The organism is Flavobacterium sp. GQ95 (assembly GCF_059758655.1).
This window is the reverse complement of record NZ_JCAXEB010000001.1, coordinates 497,794-514,673: the sequence shown is the minus strand read 5'-3', so window position 1 is coordinate 514,673 and position 16,880 is coordinate 497,794. Positions and strand designations below refer to the sequence as shown.

Annotated in this window: 18 protein-coding genes; 9 read left to right on the top strand and 9 right to left on the bottom strand. The window is 33.1% G+C overall.

What is annotated here, in order from left to right; translation table 11 throughout:
* Positions 1-59: 59 nt before the first annotated feature.
* The 4 genes from AC6CH4_RS02265 to ahcY all read right to left on the bottom strand — a co-directional run bounded on the left by AC6CH4_RS02265 (position 60) and on the right by ahcY (position 4,127).
* Complete coding sequence (locus AC6CH4_RS02265) at positions 60-1,139, bottom strand: WG repeat-containing protein (protein ID WP_498099789.1); 1,080 nt, start codon at positions 1,137-1,139, stop codon at positions 60-62.
* A gap of 110 nt (positions 1,140-1,249) precedes the next feature.
* Positions 1,250-1,828 carry a hypothetical protein gene (locus AC6CH4_RS02260; RefSeq protein ID WP_498099787.1) on the bottom strand — a complete coding sequence of 193 codons (579 nt, stop codon included), beginning with the start codon at positions 1,826-1,828 and terminating at the stop codon, positions 1,250-1,252.
* Between the two features lie 184 nt (positions 1,829-2,012).
* On the bottom strand, positions 2,013-2,489 hold the full coding sequence (locus AC6CH4_RS02255; RefSeq protein WP_498099785.1) for a hypothetical protein: 477 nt from the start codon (positions 2,487-2,489) through the stop codon (positions 2,013-2,015).
* 321 nt (positions 2,490-2,810) lie between these two features.
* Positions 2,811-4,127 carry an adenosylhomocysteinase gene (ahcY, locus tag AC6CH4_RS02250; RefSeq protein WP_041516432.1) on the bottom strand — a complete coding sequence of 439 codons (1,317 nt, stop codon included), beginning with the start codon at positions 4,125-4,127 and terminating at the stop codon, positions 2,811-2,813.
* Between the two features lie 317 nt (positions 4,128-4,444).
* Here ahcY and AC6CH4_RS02245 point away from each other — a divergent pair, with 317 nt between their 5' ends.
* On the top strand, positions 4,445-5,095 hold the full coding sequence (locus AC6CH4_RS02245; RefSeq protein ID WP_498099783.1) for a 4'-phosphopantetheinyl transferase family protein: 651 nt from the start codon (positions 4,445-4,447) through the stop codon (positions 5,093-5,095).
* Between the two features lie 62 nt (positions 5,096-5,157).
* Here the strand turns inward: AC6CH4_RS02245 and AC6CH4_RS02240 are convergent, their stop codons facing one another.
* From AC6CH4_RS02240 to AC6CH4_RS02230, 3 genes are all read right to left on the bottom strand, one after another.
* The gene (locus tag AC6CH4_RS02240; RefSeq protein WP_498099781.1) at positions 5,158-5,598 is read right to left on the bottom strand and encodes a group III truncated hemoglobin; all 441 of its coding nucleotides are present in this window, start codon (positions 5,596-5,598) and stop codon (positions 5,158-5,160) included.
* A complete protein-coding gene (locus AC6CH4_RS02235; protein WP_498099779.1) occupies positions 5,595-5,882 on the bottom strand; it encodes a hypothetical protein in 288 nt (95 codons plus the stop codon). The genes AC6CH4_RS02240 and AC6CH4_RS02235 overlap by 4 nt, the downstream gene beginning before the upstream one ends.
* 81 nt (positions 5,883-5,963) lie before the next feature.
* A complete protein-coding gene (locus AC6CH4_RS02230; protein WP_498099777.1) occupies positions 5,964-6,560 on the bottom strand; it encodes a Crp/Fnr family transcriptional regulator in 597 nt (198 codons plus the stop codon).
* Positions 6,561-6,655: 95 nt separating this feature from the next.
* On the opposite strand from AC6CH4_RS02230, the gene AC6CH4_RS02225 reads away from it, so the two are divergent.
* The 5 genes from AC6CH4_RS02225 (at position 6,656) to AC6CH4_RS02205 (ending at position 13,058) form a co-directional block, all read left to right on the top strand.
* On the top strand, positions 6,656-7,384 hold the full coding sequence (locus AC6CH4_RS02225; protein WP_498099775.1) for a phosphoglycerol geranylgeranyltransferase: 729 nt from the start codon (positions 6,656-6,658) through the stop codon (positions 7,382-7,384).
* 24 nt (positions 7,385-7,408) lie between these two features.
* Positions 7,409-8,032 (top strand): nicotinamide riboside transporter PnuC, encoded by a 624-nt coding sequence (gene pnuC, locus AC6CH4_RS02220; protein ID WP_498099773.1) that lies wholly within the window; start codon positions 7,409-7,411, stop codon positions 8,030-8,032.
* The gene (locus AC6CH4_RS02215) at positions 7,993-10,110 is read left to right on the top strand and encodes a DUF4301 family protein (RefSeq protein WP_498099771.1); all 2,118 of its coding nucleotides are present in this window, start codon (positions 7,993-7,995) and stop codon (positions 10,108-10,110) included. The genes pnuC and AC6CH4_RS02215 overlap by 40 nt, the downstream gene beginning before the upstream one ends.
* Positions 10,110-10,514, top strand: coding sequence for an alternative ribosome rescue aminoacyl-tRNA hydrolase ArfB (arfB, locus tag AC6CH4_RS02210; RefSeq protein WP_498099769.1), 405 nt, complete (start codon positions 10,110-10,112; stop codon positions 10,512-10,514). Before AC6CH4_RS02215 ends, arfB begins: the two co-directional genes overlap by 1 nt.
* Positions 10,515-10,895: 381 nt before the next feature.
* Positions 10,896-13,058 carry a TonB-dependent receptor gene (locus AC6CH4_RS02205; protein ID WP_498099767.1) on the top strand — a complete coding sequence of 721 codons (2,163 nt, stop codon included), beginning with the start codon at positions 10,896-10,898 and terminating at the stop codon, positions 13,056-13,058.
* A gap of 54 nt (positions 13,059-13,112) precedes the next feature.
* On the opposite strand, the gene AC6CH4_RS02200 is transcribed toward AC6CH4_RS02205, so the two are convergent.
* Positions 13,113-13,526, bottom strand: a complete 414-nt coding sequence (locus tag AC6CH4_RS02200; protein WP_498099765.1) for a Rieske (2Fe-2S) protein — start codon at positions 13,524-13,526, stop codon at positions 13,113-13,115.
* Between the two features lie 156 nt (positions 13,527-13,682).
* Between AC6CH4_RS02200 and greA the strand changes: the two genes are divergently transcribed.
* Positions 13,683-14,159: a transcription elongation factor GreA gene (gene greA / locus AC6CH4_RS02195; RefSeq protein ID WP_029271926.1), complete on the top strand. Its 477-nt coding sequence runs from the start codon at positions 13,683-13,685 to the stop codon at positions 14,157-14,159.
* An 80-nt stretch (positions 14,160-14,239) separates the two neighbouring features.
* A complete protein-coding gene (locus AC6CH4_RS02190) occupies positions 14,240-14,626 on the top strand; it encodes an HIT family protein (RefSeq protein WP_498099763.1) in 387 nt (128 codons plus the stop codon).
* Positions 14,627-14,688: 62 nt separating this feature from the next.
* On the opposite strand, the gene AC6CH4_RS02185 is transcribed toward AC6CH4_RS02190, so the two are convergent.
* Positions 14,689-15,843 carry a sensor histidine kinase gene (locus tag AC6CH4_RS02185; RefSeq protein ID WP_498099761.1) on the bottom strand — a complete coding sequence of 385 codons (1,155 nt, stop codon included), beginning with the start codon at positions 15,841-15,843 and terminating at the stop codon, positions 14,689-14,691.
* A gap of 159 nt (positions 15,844-16,002) precedes the next feature.
* On the opposite strand from AC6CH4_RS02185, the gene AC6CH4_RS02180 reads away from it, so the two are divergent.
* Positions 16,003-16,878 (top strand): flavin reductase family protein, encoded by an 876-nt coding sequence (locus tag AC6CH4_RS02180; RefSeq protein ID WP_498099759.1) that lies wholly within the window; start codon positions 16,003-16,005, stop codon positions 16,876-16,878.
* The last annotated feature ends 2 nt before the right edge of the window (positions 16,879-16,880 follow it).

The window sequence follows — 16,880 nt, the reverse complement described above, 5'->3', positions numbered from 1 at the left end:
TTGTTTCAGGTTTCAAGTTCAGCGACAATCTGAAACTTAAAACAAATTCAGCTATAATTTCATTTTAATTCTTCTTTTCTGAATGAAACACTTATTAGTTTATATCCATTTTCGGTTCTTAAAAACTCAAAATGATCTTGTTCGGAATCATTTTTATTTTGAGGAGAAATAATAATGATTTTTACAGGATTAATCCAGTCTTTGGCTTGACGACAATTATCAAAATATTGATCATATTCATCGGCTACATAGATAAATTGATTTAAACTTCCGGAAGCGATATCATATTTAGAATTAGCCATTTTTAGTTCTAATAATTTGGATTTTAAGTGTTTGTAGTTTTGTTTTATAAATTCAGCTTTAGGTCTACTGATCCAATTGCTATCTTCTTTTGTTTTCCAATATGTAATTTTATCGTAAGAATGTCTGAGTAAATTTTCTTTTGATACATCAGTAAGGAAATCATTTTTAAGCCACGCTTTAAATTCTTTGTCAAAATTAATGAACGAATAATAGTGCCCGTCGACGCCAATGAAATTATCTCTTAAAGGATTTTGATTTTTTTCTTTTGATTTTTGTAACGAATAAAAATTTAATTCATCATTGTAACTAAAATTTTCTATAAGAATTTTGTTGTTGATATCTAGTAGAAATTTTTTTCCTCCACTCCAAAAAAAATGTTCACCATCTTGTTTTTTGGTGGCATCTTTTAAAGCTATAATCATTCCGTTTCGAACTCTTGTTAAATCGCTATATTCAGTCGGAATTATAATTTCTCCGTTACAATTAAAGAAACCCATTTTATCTGTTTTAGGATCTCTAAAACGAATAAAACCTTCATTTTCACAATCTGGACCATTGTCAAAAATATATAAGCTGTCGCGGCCAACTATATTTCCATTTTTGATTAAATAATAGCTTTTCCAACTGTCTTTTTCTTCTTCGGTTACAGCAATTATGTTTTGGAATCTATTAGCAATAGTCATCCCCATAAATTTAGGTTCTATTTTGATATTACCGTTTTTATCTTTAAAACCAATATGTGTAGTGTCTTTATCCCAAAATGAAAACCAGGTATCATTTTTTTGTGCCAATAACGGGCAGTTTACAAAAAGAACTAAAAGAATAAGGCGCTTCATGAAAAGTATTTCTAGTAAATATAAGGCAAGCTTTTGAAAAAGAAAAACCTTTCTAAACTGAAATAAATTCAGTTTAGCAAAGGTTCAGTATGTTGTTTTAATAATGAGGGTTAATCTTTGACCTCTTTTTTCTCTGCTTTTTCTTTTTTTTCTTTTTCCTTTTCTTCTTCTTTTGCTTTCTTTTCTTCTTCTTGTTTTTTCTCCAGTTCTTCTTTTTCTGACTTAGATGTTTCTACTTGTTTTTTGAAATCGTCTACCTTTTTAGAACTCGTTTCTAATTTTGTTTTGGCTTTGTTTAATTTTTCTTCAGACTTCGCTACTTTCTGTTCAGATTTTTCGATGTTTTTTTGAAGATCAGGATTGTTATTGTTTTCGGAGTTGTTTTTAAGAGCCGATAATTCATCTTGATTTATTTTTAAATCAGCATTTAATTTCTCTGCTTTCTCTTCGAGTTTCTTTTTGTTTTTTTCTTCTTTGGCGAGTTTATTTTCTACAGCCTGAATTTTATTGGTGTGTTGAGACATCATATTTCTCATTTGCCATTGCTGATCCGATGTTCTGCGCTCACTTGCCCATTTTTGATTCTGATTGTTCATTTGTTGATGCATGGCTCTGGCTTGGTTGTTGAATTGTGCAGAAGCAAAAAATGGTAACATTATTAATACCATTATAATAAAGCGTGTTCTCATAATTTGAGTTTAGGTTTGTTTTGGAATTCAAATGTATAGTATAACTTAAAGGTTATTCAAAAATATCTGATTAATTTTTATGTCTTATTACTGTTTAAGATAATAAAATTTCATATTTCTAAGTTTCCTTAAATATAAAACCCGACAGATGTTAATCTGCCGGGTTTGAAATCTTATTTTAGTTTTAGTCGTGTCTTGTGAATTTAGCTGTTTCTATTGCCTTCTCTAATTCTTCAACTTTTTTTGATTCTAATTCTACTTCCTCCTTTACTTTATTTACTTTATCCTGAGATTTTGCTATTTGCTTTTTTAAATTTTCTTTATTTTTTTGATATTCAGGATTATTGCTCTTTTCGGGGGTATTTTCAAGATTTTTTAATAGCCCTTGCTCCTTTTTCAAATCATCTTCTAGACCCCAAGCTTTTCTTGCTAATTTTATTAGTTTTTGTTCTTCTCTTTCTAATTTAGCTTGTGCCTTTTCTATTTGTGTTAAAGTAGAGATTGGTTTCATGGTTGGTAGTTCTACTAACTTAGGTGGCTTCTCATCTCGAACCCCAAATAGGAGATTTTGATTAAATTGTCTTGTAGGCGGATTAAATGTTTGTGCGTTTACGAAGAGTGGTAATATTATGATTTTTAATGTAATCAGTAAGGTTCTCATAATTTGGTTTTTGGTTTTCAAAAATAGACTTATATTTTAAAATGCATTAAAATAAAAATAATAATTTATTGTTTCTTGATTACCATTTGCGTGAGGGATAGAAGGAAGCTACCGAAGTAGTCCGGATAGCCCGACAGCATGCCGATAAGAGGGCGAATACGCGCAAAGTAATTTTGCCCTCTTACCGGGATGGTGGCACGCCCTAACTATTTTAGATTATGGATTTCTGACTTTAGATTAAAAACAAAACCCGACAGATTTTTAAAGTCTGTCGGGTTTGAAATATGAATTATAAATCTAAGATCTATAATCTTAAATTATTTAGTATCTGTAGTACTCTGGTTTGAATGGACCTTCAACCGGAACGCCAATATAAGCAGCCTGATCATCACGTAAAGTTTCCAATTCAACTCCTAATTTAGCTAAGTGTAAAGCAGCAACTTTTTCATCTAAATGTTTAGGTAACATGTAAACGTCATTGTTGTAAGCAGCACTGTTTTTCCATAATTCGATTTGTGCTAAAGTTTGGTTTGTAAATGAGTTACTCATTACAAAACTTGGGTGACCTGTAGCACAACCAAGGTTTACTAAACGACCTTCAGCTAAAATGATGATATCTTTTCCAGCAATAGTATATTTGTCAACCTGAGGTTTGATTTCGATTTTAGATGCACCGTGGTTTTTGTTTAACCAGGCCATATCAATTTCGTTATCAAAATGTCCAATGTTACAAACAACAGTTTTGTCTTTCATTTGCTCGAAATGACTTCCAAGAACGATATCTTTATTTCCAGTAGTTGTAATGATGATGTCAGCATTAGCAATTACAGTGTTTAGTTTTTTAACTTCATAACCGTCCATTGCAGCTTGTAAAGCACAAATTGGGTCAATTTCAGTAACTGTTACAATAGATCCCGCACCTCTGAAAGAAGCAGCAGTTCCTTTTCCAACATCACCGTATCCACAAACGATAACTCTTTTTCCAGCTAACATTAAGTCAGTTGCACGACGTACAGCATCTACAGCAGATTCTTTACAACCGTATTTGTTATCAAATTTAGATTTAGTAACAGAATCGTTAATATTGATTGCAGGCATTGGTAAAGTTCCGGCTTTTACTCTTTCGTAAAGTCTGTGAACTCCAGTTGTAGTTTCTTCAGATAAACCTTTGATTCCAGGAACCAATTCCGGGAAACGGTCAATAACCATATTTGTTAAATCTCCACCATCATCCAAAATCATGTTCAATGGTTTTCTGTCTTCACCAAAAAATAAAGTTTGCTCAATACACCAGTCAAATGATTGCTCATCAAGACCTTTCCATGCATAAACCTGAATTCCGGCAGCAGCAATAGCAGCAGCAGCCTGATCCTGAGTAGAGAAAATATTACAAGAAGACCAAGTAACTTCAGCACCAAGAGCGATTAAAGTTTCGATCAAAACAGCAGTTTGAATCGTCATGTGCAAACATCCAGCGATACGAGCACCTGCAAGAGGTTGTTCGTCTTTATATTCAGCACGAAGTGCCATTAAACCTGGCATTTCAGCTTCAGCTAGTTCAATTTCTTTTCTTCCCCAAGCCGCTAGAGAAATGTCTTTTACTTTGAAAGCCACAAAAGGCGTAGTTGTAGTACTCATTTATAGTATATTTGTATATTGTAAAATTTTTGCAAATTTACGGAATACCTTTGGAATTTTTACTATTTCTGTAAGATTTGTGAAATGTTTAATTTCTTAATCTTTAGAATATTAGTTCATTAGTATAAATATCATATTGAGCGTAGTCGAAATAAGAAGCTAATCCTGCTGTCCACTATATTTTTTGTGTCCGCCGCGGCGGACACAAAAGGATGCCGTTCCCATCAGGGCTAAAAGACAAGACATTAAATTACAAGTTTAGTTTTAAAAGAAATAATTCATAACTCAAAACTCATAATTCATAATTAAAAGAAGTAATGCCTTTATTTAAAACCATACAGTGTAACGAAACGACCAAACTTTTAATTTGGGAAATAACAGAATCTTTTGAGGAGTTGTTGAGCAAAGTAGTTTTAAAAGAAAAAACGCAACGCAGGCTAGAGGGAATGAAATCCCAGATGCATCAGCGTGCTTTTTTGAGCGTTCGTATGTTGATTCAGGAAATGGGTTTTACAGATAAAGACTTGCATTATGATGAATTCGGAAAACCTTATTTCGATTGTCATAATTACATTTCGATTACACATTCGTACCATTATGCAGCCATTATCATCAGTCATGAAACTGTGGGAATCGATATGGAATTACAGCGTGAAAAAATCCTCAAAATTGCAGATAAATTTGTCGACACCGAATTTGAATACTTAAATCCGAACTTCTCAGAGGAATATATCAAGAAACTTACCGTAATCTGGGGCGCCAAAGAAGCGATTTTTAAAATTAGAAACGAAAAAGGAATCAGTTTTAAAGATCATATTAGGGTTGGAGATTTTTCTTTGGATAAAAAGCAAACCCAGGCTAGTCTGCATTTTGATGATTTGATTAAAGATTTTAATGTGCATTATGAAGAAATCAAATCAGATAAGTCAGAGCAAAATTTTACTTTGGTTTATGCTTTTGAGAAATAGTTTTTAGAACAAATTCCAATTTAGAAAACTCAAATTCCAAGGATTATATAAATCTTGCCATTCTACGAACAAGGAGGCTCAACAAAGGAAGAGACAAAAAAGTTAACATTATCACTTGTTTTTTTACGATGCTCAAACATACTCACAAACAAAAAAGTGCTCATTTTTCGGGCGCGTCTTTTAAGCGTGTCTGCGTTTTCTCCTTCAAAATGTTCATCGATAGTTTGGAACCAATGATTCAGCCATATTCCGAATTCGTTTGAAGTAATTTTGCCATCAAAATGGGCATCAACTTCGTTGTGCACTTCATGGGGATTGCCTTTGTATTTTTTTACGGCGAATAAATTGGTTTCCCAAAAATCAGTCAGTTTTTCGAGATGTGCCTCCCAATCTTTTATTATAGTATTAAAATAAAAGCCGATTTCTTCATCGGCCCTTATTTTAGTATAGAATTGATGTACTAAAAATTCGACATCAGTTCTATTTTCTATCTGTTTTCTCATAGTACAAAACTATTCAGAAATATTAGTAAAACACTTAATATAGCGCTTAAAATAATAAGGTTAAAAACTATTTTATGTTTCATTTGTGCTAAAATTGAAGTGTTGGCAAAAACACAAGCCAATACAATAATGGCCAGTTGAATCATTTGCCCAATAGAGGTTCCGTGTGAAAGAATGTACATTGCAGCCGCACCACCTAAACAGCTTTGACCAATTACAGCCATTGCTGCAGAACCCATGTAATTTTTATTGAAATTTTCGAATGTTGTTTGATATAGTGTCATGATATTGAGATTTTTACACTACAAAGGTACATGCACTATGCAACTCTATTTTATGACTTTAATCATAAAACAAGAATTATTTTATCTGTATACTTTCCTGTTTATAATCTTCAAAAGACCTTTTTTCTCCAAAGATTTTATCGTTCTTATTACGGTTTCGACGCGCAGACCGGTTAAGTCTCCAATTTGTTGTCTGGTAAAATTAATGAGGTAGCCGTTTGCATCTTTCTTAAAATTAAAATAAACGATTCCGTGATCGATTAATTTTAAAACTCTGTGTTCTGGCTCCTGAGTAGACATTTCAGCCGCCATAACCGATTTATAATACAATCGCTGTGCTAAATTTTCGATTATTTTAAGACTTATGGTCGGGTTTTCTTCCAGTAATTTCAGGAAATTATTTTTGGGAAGAAGAAAAATGTCTGAATTATCTACCGCAATGGCATTTGCCGGATAGTTTTGATTCAAAAATAGGGGAGGTTCTCCAAAAGATTGTTCTTTATAAAAAATTCCCTGAATGAATTCGCGACCATCATCATTGTAATTGCTCATTTTTACTTCTCCCGAAATAATTTGATAGTAATGGGTTGGCAAATTTCCTTCTTCAAAAATAATTTCATTTTTATCGAAAGACTTCTTTACGGCACCATATTTTTCTAATAATTCAGAAGTAATCATACATTCATTTCTTTATTTACCAAAAGCGATTGTACAAATATAATTCATTCAAAATAGTTCTTCTGCATTAAAAAACTTTTACTTTTACGGCCGTTATGAAACAAAAAATAGCCAATATACACCAGCAGATTTTAGAAGCTAAAAAGAATGGTCAAAAATTACTGGCCATACTTTTAGATCCGGATAAAATTATATGGAAAAATTTAGATCATTTATTACATAAAATAAATCAATCACCTGCAACACATCTTTTTGTGGGAGGAAGCATTGTGCAGGCTACAATTTTAGAAGATTTAATTGAGCAATTAAAACAAAATACAAACTTGCCCGTTGTTATATTTCCGGGTGATCCCTCGCAAATTTCGGCTCAGGCCGATGCTATTTTGTTTTTGTCTTTATTGTCAGGAAGAAACCCGGATTATCTGATTGAATATCAGGTCCAGGCGGCGCCAATTCTTAAAAAGACTAATTTAGAAGTAATTTCGACTGGTTATATTTTGATAGAAAGCGGCAATGAAACGGCTGTTGCACGTGTGAGCAAAACAAAACCGCTTAATCGTGAAAATCTGGATTTGGTTTTGGCAACTGCGCAGGCTGGAGAAATGCTAGGGAATAAATTGATGTATTTAGAAGCCGGGAGCGGGGCCAAGAATGCAGTGCCATTGAAAATGATACAGTTAATAGCGCAAAATATCGAAATTCCTATCATTGTTGGAGGAGGAATTGTAGATTTGCACGGAATTCAAAATGCCTACAAAGCTGGCGCCGATTTAGTAGTTATTGGAACTGCTTTTGAAAACGACAGCCATTTTTTTGAATTATAAAACATAACCAAACCACCAACTCAAATGATTGATTTTTTTCTTGACAGTTACAAAAATGCTCCTTTATGGCACATTGCTTTAGAGTTTTTAGTTTTTGTATGTGGAATATTAAGTGTTTGGTTTGCTAAAAAGGAGAATATCTGGGTTTATCCGACAGGGTTAATCGCTACTGTAATTTCAGTATATCTTTTATATATTGCAGGTTATATTGGTGATATGATTATAAACGGATATTTCTCAGTAATGAGTATTTATGGCTGGTATGTGTGGGCAAAAGGTGGAACAAAAGAGGATAATATGCCCATTACCCGGACAAATAGTAATGAAAAAATAATAGGGATCGCCCTGTTTATTATTACTGTTTTTGTAGTTTTCGGGATTTATAAATATTTCGATTATGAAATTAAAAATGACAATTATGTCGATATGATTTCGTCAGGAATATTTTTTGCAGGAATGTGGTACATGGCCAGAAAAAAAATCGAAAACTGGACACTTTGGATTATAGGTGATATTATTGTAGTGCCTCTTTATGCTTATCGTGGCTTAGGGATGTTGTCACTTCAGTATTTAATTTTTACAATTTTAGCTATTTCAGCTTATTTAGAATGGAGAAAAATCTTAGACAGCAAAAAACAAATATCATAAAAATTGCTTTATTTGGCCCTGAGAGCACAGGGAAAACCACTTTAGCAAAACAGCTTGCAGATTATTATGAAACCGACTGGGTTCCTGAGTTTGCACGTGACTATTTACAAGAAAAATGGGAAGAGAATCAGCACATTTGTATTGCTGATGATATGCTTCCTATTGCATATGGCCAGACGGCATTAGAAAATGAAAAACTTTCAACAGCGAAGAAATATTTGTTTTGCGATACCAATTTAATGGTTACCAAAGTTTTTTCTGAAATGTATTATGGTTTTTGTGATCCCATGTTAAATCAAGCAGCGGTGGAACATGAATACGATTTGTTTTTTCTGACGGATATTGATGTTCCTTGGGAAAAAGATGATATTAGAGATACGCCTAATGGTCGGGAAACGGTCTTTTCCGTTTTCAAACAAAGTCTCATAGATACTAACAAACCGTTTATCACCCTTTCTGGTGATAAAGAAAGTCGTCTGATAAAGGCATCTTCAATTATCGATAATTTGGCTATAGCTAAAGATCGGGGCTTTTCTTCAGCTGATTTTGTTTACATATACAATAAAGGAATTCCTTTTGCTACTATCTTAAAACAATTGGATATTTTAAAAAACGGAATTACAAAAAGTAATTTAGTAAGTCCCGGTACAATTAATAATGGGATTTTAAGCTTATCTCAGGACGAATTCGAAGAAAAAGCTGTTTTTTTTGATTCTCAAAAGAAAAAGCTGAAAATAAAGAAATTTGTCCCGGCTTCAGGAGCGGCAACAAGAATGTTTAAGTTTTTACGAACTTTTCTGAACGATTTTAATATTGAAAAAGAAACTATAAATGCTTATATCAATAGGAAAAAAGATAAAGAATTGCCTATTTTTATTGTAGCAATGGAAAAGCTTCCTTTTTTTGAAGCTGTATATTCAAAACTAAAAGAAATTTATACTGATTTTGATACTTTAGACAGAGATTATAAAAATTATTACTTTATAAAATTATTGCTGTCTGCTGATCATTTTGACTTTGCCAATAAGCCAAAGGCTGTTTTACCTTTTCATAAATATAAAACACATATTGCAAATCCTATAGAAGAACATTTGAACGAATGCGCGCATTATGCTTCATCAAATCAGCTTTCTAATCTTCATTTTACAGTTACCGAAGCGCATCAAAATTTATTTGAACAAGCAGTTGAGCTCGTTAAAGAAAAAGTAGAAAAGGATTCAGGAATTCGAATCAATATTAATTATTCATATCAAAATAAAGCTACTGATTCAATTGCCGTTGATCTTGAAAATAATCCTGTGAGGGATAATAAACATAACGCATTGGTTTTTAGGCCAGGTGGACACGGTGCTTTAATTGAGAATTTAAATGAGCTTGAATCAGATATTATATTTATCAAAAATATTGACAATGTAATTCAAAATCATATTGAGAAAATTACCTTATATAAAAAGGCCTTGGCAGGTGTTTTAATTGAAATTCAACAAAAAGTCTTTAGTTATCTTAAAGCTATCGACAAACAAGAAATTAAAGAAGATAATATTGATGAAATCATTCGTTTTTTATCGGATAAGCTCAATGTTGAGATGACCAATGATTTTAATAAATTTACTTTTGAAAATAAAATTTCTAAGATAAAAGAATTGCTTGATCGGCCAATTCGTGTTTGTGGAATGGTTAAGAATGAAGGAGAACCCGGAGGCGGGCCATTTTGGGTGATGAATACTAAAGGTGTAGTTTCTTTGCAAATTGTAGAAGCTTCTCAAGTAGATACGGGTAATAAAAAACAACATAAAATTTTAAAGGAGGCGACACATTTTAATCCGGTAGATTTAGTGTGCGGAATTAGAAATTATAAAAACAATAAGTTTGATTTAATGCAATTTACAGATCAAAATGCAGGGTTTATTGTAGAAAAAAACTTTGAAGGAAAAACAGTTAAAAGTTATGAATTACCTGGATTATGGAATGGTGCAATGGCCAATTGGCTTACCATTTTTGTAGCGGTTCCGTTGATAACCTTTAATCCGGTGAAAACAGTAAATGATTTATTAAAAGCGGCACATCAGCCACAATAATGGATACCGAAAAAATCATATCAGAATTAAGTTTTAAAGCCGTTCGGAGCAGTGGCGCCGGCGGACAAAACGTAAATAAAGTATCATCAAAAGTGGTGCTGACTTTTGATTTGAATACATCGCAAGCCTTATCGGAAGAAGAAAAAGTGCTTTTACTGACGAATATTGAATCAAGGTTAACAACTGAAAACATTCTGATTTTAAATTGCGATGAAGACCGAAGCCAGCTTAAAAACAAAGATATTGTAGTAAAACGTTTTTTAGAAATCATCAAAAAAGGATTGCATGTCCCTAAAATTCGGAAAGCAACCAAGATTCCAAAATCAGTTATCAAAAAGCGAATTAAAGACAAAAAGAATATTTCTGAAATAAAACAATCCCGGAGAAAACCAAACATAGATTAAATCCCAATCCCGAAGTTTCGGGATAAATTCCAAATTCCAAACAAAGCCTACTTCATGTAGTTTTCAATTGGAATTTGGGATTTTAGTTTTTGGAATTTTATTTAATCTGTGAGTTTTTGGAATTTGGAATTTAATTTATGAGTTTTTTAGAATTTGGAATTTAATTTTTTGGAATTTGTTTTTTAACACTACATTTGCACTGTCTCAAAGGGGTGCTCTAAATAACGAGCTGAGATCATACCCAAAGAACCTGAGCGAGTAATGTCGCTAAGGGAAAAAACGACAATGGTTAGCGTGCACACTATATCTTGTCGTAAGAAACACATTTATTAATTTAACAAAAAAGAATAATTCCCCCTTTTATTCGTAATTTTTTTACGGATGAAAACATTTTACAAAGGTACTAAGGTGCTAAGTTACAAAGGTTCTAAGTTTACTGAAACGAGAAGAACCAAATCTATTCTCTTTCTTCTATTCTCTTTCTCCTTTACTCTATTCTCTATTGCTCAGGAAAAAGATTCTGTCAAGGTAAACTCTCTTGATGAGGTTTTGGTTTCAGCAGTTCGTGTTACTACAAAAACACCAGTTACATTTAGTAATTTGGATAAAAAAGACATCAAATACAGAAATCTGGGTCAGGATATTCCAATTCTTATGAATTATTTACCTTCTGTTGTTACAACTTCTGACGCTGGTAACGGAATGGGTTATACCGGAATTCGTGTTCGTGGAAGCGATGCAACACGTGTTAACGTTACTATTAATGGAATTCCATACAATGATGCTGAAAGTCAGGGAACATTTTGGGTTAATATGCCTGATTTTGCTTCTTCGGTAGAAAGTCTTCAATTACAACGTGGTGTTGGAACTTCTACAAACGGTTCTGCAGCATTTGGTGCCAGTTTAAATATGCTGACCGATAATTATGCCTCTAAAGCAAATGGCGAAATTTCAAGTTCTTACGGAAGTTTCAATTCTCAAAAAAATACAGTAAAATTTAGTACAGGTTTATTAAATGATCATTTTGAATTGGCCGGACGTTTGTCCAGAATTAAATCTGATGGTTATGTAGACAGAGCGAGTTCTGATTTGAAATCTTATTTTTTACAGGGAACTTATGTAGGTAAAACGACTTTAATTAAAGCATTAGTATTTGGCGGAACAGAGAAAACATACCAATCCTGGAACGGAATTGATGCTGAAACCCTAAATTCAAACCGTACTTTCAATTCTGCCGGGATGTATACAGACGAAGCTGGTAATATTCGTTTTTATGATAATGAGACTGATAATTATCAACAAGATCATTATCAATTGCATTGGAGTGAGGCATTGTCTGATAAATGGAGCTCAAACCTGGCGGTTCATTATACTAAAGGAAAAGGATATTACGAAAACTACAAGGAAGATGCTGATATGTCCGACTATAGTTTACTGCCGGTTGGAGCAATAACAACAACCGATTTAGTGCGTCAAAAATGGTTGGATAATGATTTTTATGGAACAACATTCTCTGTGAAATATAAAGATGAAAAGCTGGATGTTATTTTTGGCGGAGGCTGGAACAAATACGAAGGTGATCATTTTGGGAAAGTGATTTGGGCAAGATATGCCTCTCAATCGGAATTGGGAGATCATTATTACGATGATTTTTCAACTAAAACGGATGGGAATATTTTCGCGAAAGCCAATTATCAATTCACTGACAAATTAAGTTTTTATGGTGATTTACAATATAGAAATGTAAAATACAAAGCCAATAGTGCAGAAACAGGTTTGATTGATGATAATTTCAATTTCTTTAATCCGAAAGCGGGTTTGAACTACGAAATCAATCAAAAAAACACCCTTTATTTTTCATACGCAAGAGCCAATCGTGAACCAAACAGAACGGATTACGAAGGCGGAAATGTAAAGCCGGAAAAACTAAATGATTTCGAATTAGGTTGGAGATTTAATTCGGAGAAATTTCAACTAAATTCGAATTTCTATTATATGGCTTACAAAGATCAGTTGATCTTAACCGGAACATTAGACGATGTTGGAGCGCCAATTCGTTCAAATACAGATAAAAGTTATCGTTTAGGATTTGAAGTTGATGCAACAATTAAACTTTCAGATAAATTTATATTTCGTCCTAACTTCACTTTAAGCAGCAATAAAAATGTTGATTTGGCTGTTGAAGGTCAGAATTATGGAACAACTAAAATCGCCTATTCACCAGAAGTAATTGCAGGAAATATAATTGTTTATAGCCCGCTTGAAAATTTACATATTTCGTTATTACAGAAATATGTTGGTGAGCAATACATGAATAATATCGAATTGCCATCAGCAAAACTGGCTGATTATTTTGTGAACGATTTGAATGTGTCTTATGAAATTAAGCCAAAATCTGTTTTTAAATCGATAATGATTACAGGATTGGTAAATAATATTTTAGATAAAAAATATGTTTCTAATGGGGCAATGTGGGATATCTATCCATACTATTATCCACAAGCGGGAATCAATTTCTTAGCTGGACTAACTTTGAAATTCTAGACTAATACAAAAATAAAAAAGCCTGAAAGTTTTAAATTTTCAGGCTTTTTGTTTTTAGTTGTATACGTGAATTGTGGTTCCTATAACTTCAACGCGATATTGTTTCAGCGGATATTCCTTACCTCCAAGTCCGGTAAATAAACTGTATGCAGTTTTATCGCAAGAGCAAACGGCATTAATACCATCAATGGTCATTGCTGTGCACGAATTTAAAGCCTGATTTGGGCACGCAGCATCAAATGCATTGTATCCGCTTCCAGCGTTAAAAATGATAACCCCTTTTGCTCCAAAATTCGGAACAATAACCCCGTTGCTTACAAATTTAAGATTTGAATACGCAGGCAGATTCATGTCTACAGATAAGTTAACGGAATAATTAGGTATATTAGGATTATTATTGCTTCGTTCACTATCACCACAAGAGAAAAGTATGGAAACAAATACGATTAAGAGCCAGAATTTTTTCATTGATTTTAATAAGAATTGGTGAAACAAAAATAAATTATTTAGTTTTGAATTTTATATGATTAACATATAATTATGTACTATTAAAAATAATAGTATATTTGTAATAAGAAATCCCGTCCCGATGGGATTTTTTGTATTTATATAAACGATGAAGTTATGAGTAAAGTATCTTATTATACCGCAGAAGGATTAAAAAAGTTGAAAGATGAGTTGGAGCATTTAAAAAGTGTAATGCGTCCGAAGGCATCTCAAGATATAGCAGAAGCAAGAGATAAAGGTGATTTGTCTGAAAACGCCGAATATGATGCAGCAAAAGAAGCGCAGGGTTTATTAGAAATGAGAATTGCTAAACTGGAAGAAGTGTATTCGAACGCCAGATTAATAGACGAATCACAATTAGATGTTTCAAAAGCATTGGTGCTTTCTAATGTAAAAATTAAGAACCAAAGCAACGGAATGGAAATGAAATATACGCTTGTTGCTGAAAGTGAAGCCGACCTAAAAACTGGAAAAATCTCAGTAACATCTCCTATTGGAAAAGGTTTACTTGGAAAATCAGTTGGGGAAGTTGCCGAAATTACAGTTCCAAACGGAGTTCTGAAATTTGAAATTCTTGAAATTTCAAGAGACTAAGTCATGCGAGGAACGAAGCACCCGAGCGAAGCGAACGGAGCGTAAGCTAATCTCACTATTAGATTTTTAAAAATTACACAATGAGCATATTCACGAAAATAGTAAATGGAGAAATTCCCTCATATAAAATTGCTGAAGATGATAATTATTTGGCTTTTTTAGATGTAAATCCAAATGCGAAAGGGCATACACTTTGTATTCCAAAACAAGAAATCGATAAGATTTTTGATATGGATGATGAATTGTATTTAGGATTAATGAAGTTTTCTAAGAAAGTAGCAATTGCTTTAGAAAAAACCGTTCCTTGTAAAAGAGTGGGCATGGCAGTTGTTGGTTTAGAAGTTCCCCATGCACACGTTCATTTGATTCCTTTAAATCATATGGATGAAATGCGTTTTCAAAATAAAGTATCACTTTCTAAAGAAGAATTTGAAGCTTTGGCTAAAAGTATTCAGGTGAATTTGTAAAAAAAATATCGGACTTCGACTTCGCTCAGTCTGGCAAAAATAAAAAAGAGTAGTAAAATTATTTACTGCTCTTTTTTATTTAGTAAAATCTGAAATGTAGTTCCTTTTCCAATTTCAGAATGCAAAACTTTTATTTTGCCACGGTGATATTCTTCTACAATTCTTTTGGTTAAAGAAAGTCCTAATCCCCAACCACGTTTTTTGGTTGTAAAACCAGGTTCAAAAATGGTTTTGAATTGTTTTTTTAAAATCCCGGTTCCTGAATCTTTGATGTTTATTTTGATATGATGTGCATCTTGTTCAATATGAAGATCTAAAGTTCCTTTTCCTTTCATAGCATCAATGGCATTTTTAACAAGATTTTCAATAGTCCAGCTATGGAGCGTTGGATTTATCATGGCGAAAATGGGTTCTTTCGGAGCATCATAAGAAAACGTGACTTGTTTTGAAAATCGGGATTGCAGATATTCGTAACTACTTAAAGTTTCAGAAATAATATCATGGATTTCTAAAGCGGGAACCGAACCAATTTTAGAAAAACGATCTGTAATGGTTTGCAATCGGTCAATATCTTTTTCAATTTCCACCGTTATGGATGGATCAATTTCTTCCGTTCTTAAAATTTCAACCCAGCCGATTAAGGAAGAAAGAGGCGTACCAATTTGATGAGCCGTCTCTTTTGCCATACCCGCCCATAGCTTATTTTGCGTAGCCATTTTGGTGCTTTTGTAAAAATTGTAAATTAAGGCACCAAATAAAAAGATAATCAGTAGTAAAGCAATCGGATAATATTTGAGTTTATTGATTAACTCAGAGTTTCCATAATATAATTTCTGAAATTTTCCCGGAGCGTATTCAATAACAATCGGATCATTTTCCCGCTTTAGATTTTTTAAATAAGACAGCGATTTTTTCTCGTCTTCCATTATTTTTTCCGGCACATTGACAGAACTGATAATTTTATCGCCATACATTGTTAGCATTACCGGAACGGAGTGGTTGTTATTTAAAATTTCAAGCGGTAAGTCTAAGTCCGTGTTTTCATCTGCATTGACCAACGCCTTCTGTGCATTCGCTAAAAGATTCATTTTTAACCTTTCCTCGTTTTTGAAAACCTGAAAAAAGATATAGGTATTCCAAAGAATCAGAGAAATGATTAAAAAGGAGATGGAAATGATAATCCAGCGGGTAGTATTTCTTCTTTCGGAAAAAGACATAGGTATTTTTTTGAGGTATAAATATAACGAAATAAACACATTTTATATTTTGTTATTTACTAAAGATTTTTGTTTTTATGTCCTAAAGTATTTCTTTGGATTAAACGATTTCTCTACTTTTGCAGATACCGAAATGAGGTTCGGTTAAAAAGAAAAAATATGATTAGCATTGATCCAAAAGAAATACCAACGGTAAAATTACACGGTTATCTGCAAAGCGCTGTAGGGCCAAGGCCAATTGCTTTTGCCAGTACAATCAGCACAAAGGGAATTCCGAATTTGTCACCTTTTAGTTTCTTTAATGTATTTAGTGCCAATCCGCCCATTTTGGTTTTTTCGCCGGCACGGCGCGTACGTGATAATACGGTCAAACATACACTGATTAATGTTGAAGCAACACGAGAAGTTGTTATCAATGTTGTTAATTATGATTTAGTGCAGCAAACATCATTGGCAAGTACAGAATATGCAGAAGGCGTAAACGAATTTATCAAAGCAGGATTAACACAAATTCCGTCAGATCTGGTAAAACCCTATCGTGTAAAAGAGTCGCCGGTGCAGTTTGAGTGCAAAGTCACGCAGATTATTCCATTAGGAACAGAAGGCGGAGCAGGAAATCTGATTCTTTGTGAAGTGGTGAAAATGCATATTCATGAAGCTGTTTTAGATGAAAATGGAGCTATCGATCAACATAAAATTGATCTGGTTTCAAGATTGGGAAATAATTGGTACTCAAGATCAAACCAGGGACTTTTTGAAGTGCCAAAACCATTAACGACTTTAGGAGTTGGAGTAGATGTAATTCCGAATTTCATCAAAGAAAGCTCAGTTTTCAACGGAAATGATCTTGGAAAATTAGGTAATATAGAAGCCTTGCCTACAACAGAAGAAGTTAGTATATTTGTGAAAGAAAATTTTTCAGTGAAAGGAGTTTTAAGCTCAGATGATCAGGAAAAAATTCATTTAGAAGCCAAAAAATACCTGAATAATGATGATATTTCATCGGCTTGGAAAGTGCTTTTAGCCAAAAAATAAGA